Genomic DNA, 6,795 nt, shown 5'->3' on the forward strand with positions numbered 1-6,795 from the left:
GACTGCCCACACCACGTCTTCGTAGCGTTCACGCCACTGGGGAACCAATCGTGGGTCGGGCGGATCGCCTTCGCGTGCACGCTGTTCTAATTCCATCTTAATACTGTTGGCTTCGGCCGCTAAATGGTTTGACCATGACACCCGCCCCAACATCGGCGGATAATCCGGATCGCTCATCTCATTCGCAGGAACCAATCGCGAATCGAAACCCTTGGCGAGCACGGGTTCGAATGTTTCGCGTTCCGCCGACGTCGGCATTCGCGTCAGAAAACGCAAATAGATCGATTCCAGCAGCGTCTGTGGATTGGGCGATGTCACTGCCAACTCCGCCAATTCGCTGGCGTCCGATGCGGACGCCGTCCACGATGCAAACACGCCGTTGGCAATCGCACCGGGCTGCAACACATTCGGTTCGACGTCGCGTTCATTGATCGCTGATTGGCGAGACCCGGTCCATCCAAAGGCCTCGAGCACATCGACTACTGCCGTCGCACGAGGGAACGCCAAACTCGGCCGGTCTCGTTCGTTTGAAAGAGTCGCGAACATCCAAGCACGCCGTGGAGTGCCCATGCTGATCATCGTCGTCGCGGGACGTCTGGCCTCGGGATCAAACGACAACTCTTCGACATCCATCGGACGTCCTGAACACGCGACCATCGAATCGACCACTTGCTCGGCCGTCAAACGGCGTCGATCGGGTGACGCAAAAAAGCGATGTTTCGGTTCGGCAAAACGATTGTTTCCAATCGCTTGGCGTTGGTACAAGTCCGAGGCCAAGACCAAACGGACAACATGTTTCATGTCATAGCCGTTTCGCACCAATTCGTCGGCCAACCAAGCGAGCAGCTCAGGATGGCTAGGCGTCGTCGAGTCCCAATCGTCGACCGGTTCGACGATGCCCGCGCCAATCAAACGCTTCCAAAGTCGATTGACAATCACACCGGCGAACCGCTGATTCATCGGCGAAGTGATTGCGACTGCCAACCGCTCTCGAGTATCCGCCGGGTTTTGAGCCAAATCATTCGGCGTGCCATCTAGATTGACCAAGTGTTCGAAGGGCCACTCAGGGACAACCGGCTCTCCCGGTTTCAGCGTGACCTTGATCAACGATTCGCGACCCGAGTTCTTTTCAAAGAATCCCGGCGCCACCGTGCTGGTCCGAGGCACCGTCACTTTGCCTCGTGACATCATCGCGGCGAGCGAGAACAGATCACGCTGGGTGGTGTCGTGGTAGGGCGAATCGTGACAACGAGCACATTGCAAATTCATTCCCATGAACGCGGACGCCATGATAATGCTGCGAGATGCCAACGGCGCGTCGTTCTCTGCCGCCATCCCAAAGCCCGCCGTGCCTCCTTCGCGTTGACTGCCTCGCAACATCACCAATTCAGTGACCATCCGGTCAATTGGCTTGTTGTCACGCAGCGCCTCGTACAAGTACCAACGAAAGGGCCCGGTGTTGTTCAGCGACGGTTTTAGCAGATTTGGGTTCTCACCCAAAACATCCTGCCAGTAACTAATCCAATGATCGGCCCAACGTGGATCGCTGAGCAGTTGGTCAATCACTCGGCTGCGTTTTTCGGGATCATGGTCAGCAAAAAAGGCACGCGATTCGGCTTCGCTCGGCGGGATCCCGATCGTGTCCAAATAGACGCGTCTCAAAAACGTTTCGTCATCAACGGGGTCGCCCATTTGCAGTGCCTCGGGATCAATCGCTTCGTCCCAGCGGGCACCGAGCGAGACCCATTTCATCAGCACGTCGATATCGCGTTGGGCAAGCGGTTTAGACGGCGGCATCCGTTCGCCTTCGTCATCGGTGATCAATCGAGCAATCAAGACGCTCGCATGAGGATCGCCGACAACGATCGCGGGTTCGCCCGAGTCGCCACCGGACAACAACGAAGCTCGGCTGTCCAATTTGAAGCCACCTTCGTCGGTTTCTCCGTGGCAGCGGAAACAGTTTTCACGAAGGATCGGAAGCACCTCTTTCTGGAAATCGATTGCAGCAACCTCGTCCGGCGAATGGACCGAAGCGGGTTGCTGAGCTGATTTCACGCGAGCTATTTTCGCTGCCAAGAAGCGATCGACCGAAGCAGAGTCGGTCTCGGCATCAGGACCGATGAAATTGCGAGCAAACTGATGACGCTCGTCCCAATATGCATCTTGGCTGTGGGCCATCTGACGACGAACGCGATCGTCAAACTGCTGTAGCGACGCCTCGGTCTTGGCGATTTGAGCCAATACGTTTTTATCCGTTAGCCCGCGACCCGATGTAGCACCTTGAACGTCGGCCGGACCGCCCGATGGACGCAACAATTCGTAGTGCTCGGTGCCCGGCGGCTGAACCGCGACCATCGTTTCCCCCGGTTCGGCTCGAAACGAAGAACCACCCACGATCGTTTCAAAGACCACGCGGACGGTTGTCGGTTTGTCAAACTCGATTTCGCCGAACGATTCCTTTAATCCGTAGCCCACGATTCGCATCCCTGGGGCCGGAGGCTCGGGAAGCGGATCGACCGGTTGATGACCATTGGTCGATCCGCTCATCGGTCCAAGTTTGGCAACGACGTTTCCATCGACCCACAGTCGGCTTAGCCCGCGAGCACGAATCAGCATGCGGCTCTTGCCTGCGGCAAAGTGCACATCGGCCGCGGCACGCACCAAAACAGCACTCTTCCACGTATCGCGAATTCCCCACGTGTCATAGCGATAAGGCAGACGCGGGATCAAAAATTGCTCGGCTTCCCAATTCGGAACGCTCGGTCGCGAGTCCGCAGCAAAGACGGGATCAACAAACGATTCCTCAGGCCAATCACGGTGAGAATCGGCGGACTCGTCAAACACCACGACTACTTTCCCAGGTACCGTTTCCATCTTGGGCTCGGTTGCCACCACGGGTTCACGAGGCGTCGTGCGAAACCGTTTGGCCATCTCTTTGTCGGTCAACATGCCTCGATAAATACCGACGAAATCAAGCCAGCCGCGGAAACTGTTTCCGGGGCTGCCGCCGATCGACGAACCGATCCAAATCGCGTCGTTATCGATCACGGGCGACTGTTTTGTTTCGCCCCCCATGTCCCAGCGGCCCTTGCTGGGTTTTCCGTCGATCCATCCGCGGATGCTGCTGGGATCACCAAAACGATACGACACGGCGATCGAATGCCATCCGTTGGCCGGTTTCAGGCCTTCGATCGAGGTCCACCGATGCCAATGCGCTCCGGTGACTTGACCGGTTTGATACGGCGTCGCAAACAGAAAACTAATGCAAATCTTTCCGTTCAGCTCACGCAGTCGCAACGCCCAGTTCTGATTATCCTTGGCGAACCCTTTCGCATTGGTCCGCCCCTTGCCGATCACGTACACATTTTGGTTGCTGCTAATCGCGCCGACTTTGACACAGGCTTCTAACGTGATCTCGTCGCCATTATCAAAATCGAATTCGCTCTCATCGCCTGGATCGGGAAAGAAATAGCGTGAGCCGCTGCCATCAAAACGAACCGACAAATTGGAGGGTTCAAAATCGGGGAACTGCGGCGGACGCGGCCCCAATTGATCGCGATACACACTGCCGTGAGACTGTAAATTCGATGTTTCTTCGCTGCCAAAGTCCCAGCGGGCGGTTTCCGAGAGTCCATTTGCCGTGGCGATTGAACTCGATCCTGTGATCGCCCATAGCACACTGCACAGCCCCACGACGTGAATGCTCCATACGGATTTCCAGTACATCAAACGACTCCGATGAATCACATTCGTCTGGCCCTGTTTCGCCGATCCTGTCAAATAGCAGGATCCCAAAAACAAACGACAAAAAACGAAGGAAAGGCAGGTAGTTAGGCGGGAACAAGTGTCACTGTGACGACACAATCGACAAAGGTAGGGGCGTCACGGTACCACAAGCATCATAAACCACTCCAATGGCGATCCGCAAATCCTATCCCGATTGTCTTTGCATAAAAGTGAAAATTGATACAAAAAAAAACGCCGACTCTAAAACTAACTCTATAGCGTGAAAACGCATCTCTATAGCCTTAGCTTGATCTGATAGCGAACGTTGCTGGGAGCCTGGGTACACCCAAAATCGCTTGCACAGGACACCTTGGCTACCTAAGATCATCACCGGAGCTCTGCCCCCTAAATTGCTGTGCTGCAATGTGTCGCCGCAGTTTTGGCTGACGCACGGCACGAACGTCCGTCTTCACCCCACCTCTCTCTCACCCCCCACCTCGCCGATGTCCCAATCTTTACAAACTCGTTTGTTCTCGCTGTTCGCAATTGTTCTTTTCGCGATCGTGACCGTTGGATGCGGTAATTCGTCGGGAACAACCGAACTAGGGGATTTACCGGCCGGCGCGAGCAATCAAGAGGAAGAAGACGCGGCACCGACCGAGGCCCCTGCGAAGAATGTTCCTGCCGACGAAGTCTGATCACGAACTTGTTTTCGCAAATGCGACAATGCAAATCTGAAACGGCAGCCGTGTAGCGAAAGCTGCCAATAAACATTGTTTTTCCCTGTTTACAGACTGTCTATAGACAAGCCCGATTCGCAATCCGTTTCGCGGATACGAAAGTTTCGTTGCCTTATTGCTTCCGTTTTTTTCCTTAGTCGGGGGCGACAACCACACTATCTTCATGTAGCAGCCTTACATCGTTGAGGTTGTATTTTTTTGTTTTTGTTTCGGAGTATTTATGATGTCCAAATCCAAATCGCGGCTGCGCGGTTTTACGCTGGTCGAACTGCTGGTGGTGATCGCCATCATCGGAGTCCTCGTCGGACTATTGCTGCCAGCGGTCCAGGCCGCGCGTGAAGCGGCCCGGCGTATGCAATGCAGCAACAACACCAAGCAATTGGGGTTGGCACTGCACAACTACCATTCGGCGTACCAAATGTTCCCGATGGGCAGCGGTGGCACTGGTGAAAATACAACCGGCAGCGCCTCGATCGCGGGAACCAATCAACGACGGCTCAACGGATTGATCGCGTTGCTGCCGTTTCTCGAGCAAACCGCACTGTGGGAACGTTTCAGCAATCCCACCGATGGTTTTCCAGCAATGGGTCCAACCCCCGGAACGAATGACGCGGCCATTGGTGGCCAAGTCTATACGCCTCTGCGAACTCAAGTGACGACACTTCGCTGCCCCAGTGATCCGGCCGTGCATGCGGGCCAGGCACAAACCAACTATGCTTTCTGCTATGGCGATGCAGGACGCTTTGTTGGCGGAGCTCCCAACCATCACACCCGCTTCAACAACACCTACACCGGTGCTGCCGACCCCGGTTCCAAGCGTGGCTGTTTTGCCCGTTGGTACCAGTACCGTTTTCGTGACATTTTGGATGGGACCAGCAACACCATCGCAATGGGCGAGATGGCGGTGACGCTGGATCAACGCGAAGTGATCAGCAACCAATACCAAGGTTCCGTCGACTACCACAAATTCCCCAACCTGTGCAAAACAGGACCGCACATCACCGCTGACGATCCGCAACATTTCGCGGGCGGAACGCTGTATCCACGAGGCCGCCGCTGGGGTGAAGGTCACGTCGGCTACACCGGATTCAACACCATGTTGCCTCCGAATTCGCCGTCGTGTCGCCGCGATTCCGGTAGCGCCGCCGGTGGCATTTCGGGCGTCTTTTCAGCGGCCAGCCGTCACCAAGGCGGTTGCCATGTATTGATGGCTGACGGTGCCGTTAAATTCATCACCGAGTCGATCGAAGCAGGCGATGCCAGCAAAGCTTCGGTTTCGACGACCGGTACCGGAACGGGAACAAGTTATGCCCGCGCTGGATCCAAGAGCCCATACGGCGTGTGGGGCGCTTTGGGCACGCGTGCGTCCAAGGAAACCGAGTCACTTGAATAGTTGCAAAGCCGCTAATTCAAATTGAAACAAAAAACGCCGTTTGAAATTCAAACGGCGTTTTCTTTTTGACAGTGCGGGTTGAGGGTTACAGCTTCAATAGCGGCTGGCCCGTCATCTCGGCCGGAATCGGCAAACCGAGCAACTCTAGTGCTGTCGGAGCGATATCGGCCAAGCGGCCATCGGACTTCAGCGTGCGGCCGTCAAGCCCTGGTTCGACCACGATCAACGGCACATCGTAGGTCGTGTGTGCGGTGTGAGGCCCGCCGGTTTCCGGGTCAATCATTTGTTCGCAATTGCCGTGGTCGGCGGTCACGATCAACGAGCCGCCTTTTTTCAAGGTCGCTTCGACGACTTGCCCCACACACTCGTCCACCGTTTCGACTGCCTTGATGGCCGCCTCTAACACGCCGGTGTGCCCGACCATGTCGCCGTTGGCATAGTTGACGATCAACAAATCGGCAACGCCGGACTCGATCTCTTTGAGCACCTTTTCGGTAATCTCGTGCGCCGACATTTCGGGAGCTTGATCGTAGGTCGATACGGTGCGAGTGGACGGTGCCATTTCACGATCTTCGTGCGAAAACGGCTCGTCACGGTAATCGTTAAAGAAGAACGTCACATGAGGATACTTTTCGGTTTCCGCACAACGGAACTGGTTCAGCCCGAGCGAACAGACGTACTCACCAAGAATGTTCGGCATCTTGGCCCGCTTTTCAAAAATCACTTTGACGGGCAGTCCGGTTTGATACGCAGTCATAGTGGCGAAGTACAGATTGTCGATCTTACCGCCACGATCGAAACCGCCTCCTTCGATGTTCTTCCACGCGTCGTCATCAAACGTGAACGCCTTGGTGATTTCGCGTGTTCGGTCACCGCGATAGTTAAAGAAGATAACTGCATCTCCCTCTTTCACCAGTGTCGGTTTGCCATTGTGCA

4 protein-coding genes are annotated in these 6,795 nt (G+C 55.4%); 2 read left to right on the forward strand and 2 right to left on the reverse strand.

Annotated features, from left to right (window positions below):
* Positions 1–3,726: DUF1553 domain-containing protein (locus RMSM_RS03385; protein ID WP_008691575.1), on the reverse strand; the 3,726-nt coding region annotated here is incomplete at its 3' end.
* 503 nt (positions 3,727–4,229) lie between these two features.
* On the opposite strand from RMSM_RS03385, the gene RMSM_RS39540 reads away from it, so the two are divergent.
* Together RMSM_RS39540 and RMSM_RS03390 are read left to right on the forward strand one after the other, a co-directional pair.
* Positions 4,230–4,424 (forward strand): hypothetical protein, encoded by a 195-nt coding sequence (locus RMSM_RS39540; protein ID WP_008691577.1) that lies wholly within the window; start codon positions 4,230–4,232, stop codon positions 4,422–4,424.
* A 265-nt stretch (positions 4,425–4,689) separates the two neighbouring features.
* Positions 4,690–5,859 carry a DUF1559 domain-containing protein gene (locus RMSM_RS03390; protein WP_040763908.1) on the forward strand — a complete coding sequence of 390 codons (1,170 nt, stop codon included), beginning with the start codon at positions 4,690–4,692 and terminating at the stop codon, positions 5,857–5,859.
* An 85-nt stretch (positions 5,860–5,944) separates the two neighbouring features.
* On the opposite strand, the gene RMSM_RS03395 is transcribed toward RMSM_RS03390, so the two are convergent.
* Positions 5,945–6,795, reverse strand: an 851-nt coding sequence (locus RMSM_RS03395) for a sulfatase-like hydrolase/transferase (RefSeq protein WP_040763906.1), incomplete at its 5' end; no start/stop codon positions are given.

The sequence above is a fragment of the Rhodopirellula maiorica SM1 genome (genome assembly GCF_000346295.1).
Classification (GTDB): Bacteria; Planctomycetota; Planctomycetia; order Pirellulales; family Pirellulaceae; genus Novipirellula; species Novipirellula maiorica.

Bases quoted from the DNA above. Each gene is read 5' to 3' on its own strand.
- RMSM_RS39540 (WP_008691577.1), top strand. From the start codon at position 4,230: ATGTCCCAATCTTTACAAACTCGTTTGTTCTCGCTGTTCGCAATTGTT.
- RMSM_RS03390 (WP_040763908.1), top strand. From the start codon at position 4,690: ATGTCCAAATCCAAATCGCGGCTGCGCGGTTTTACGCTGGTCGAACTG.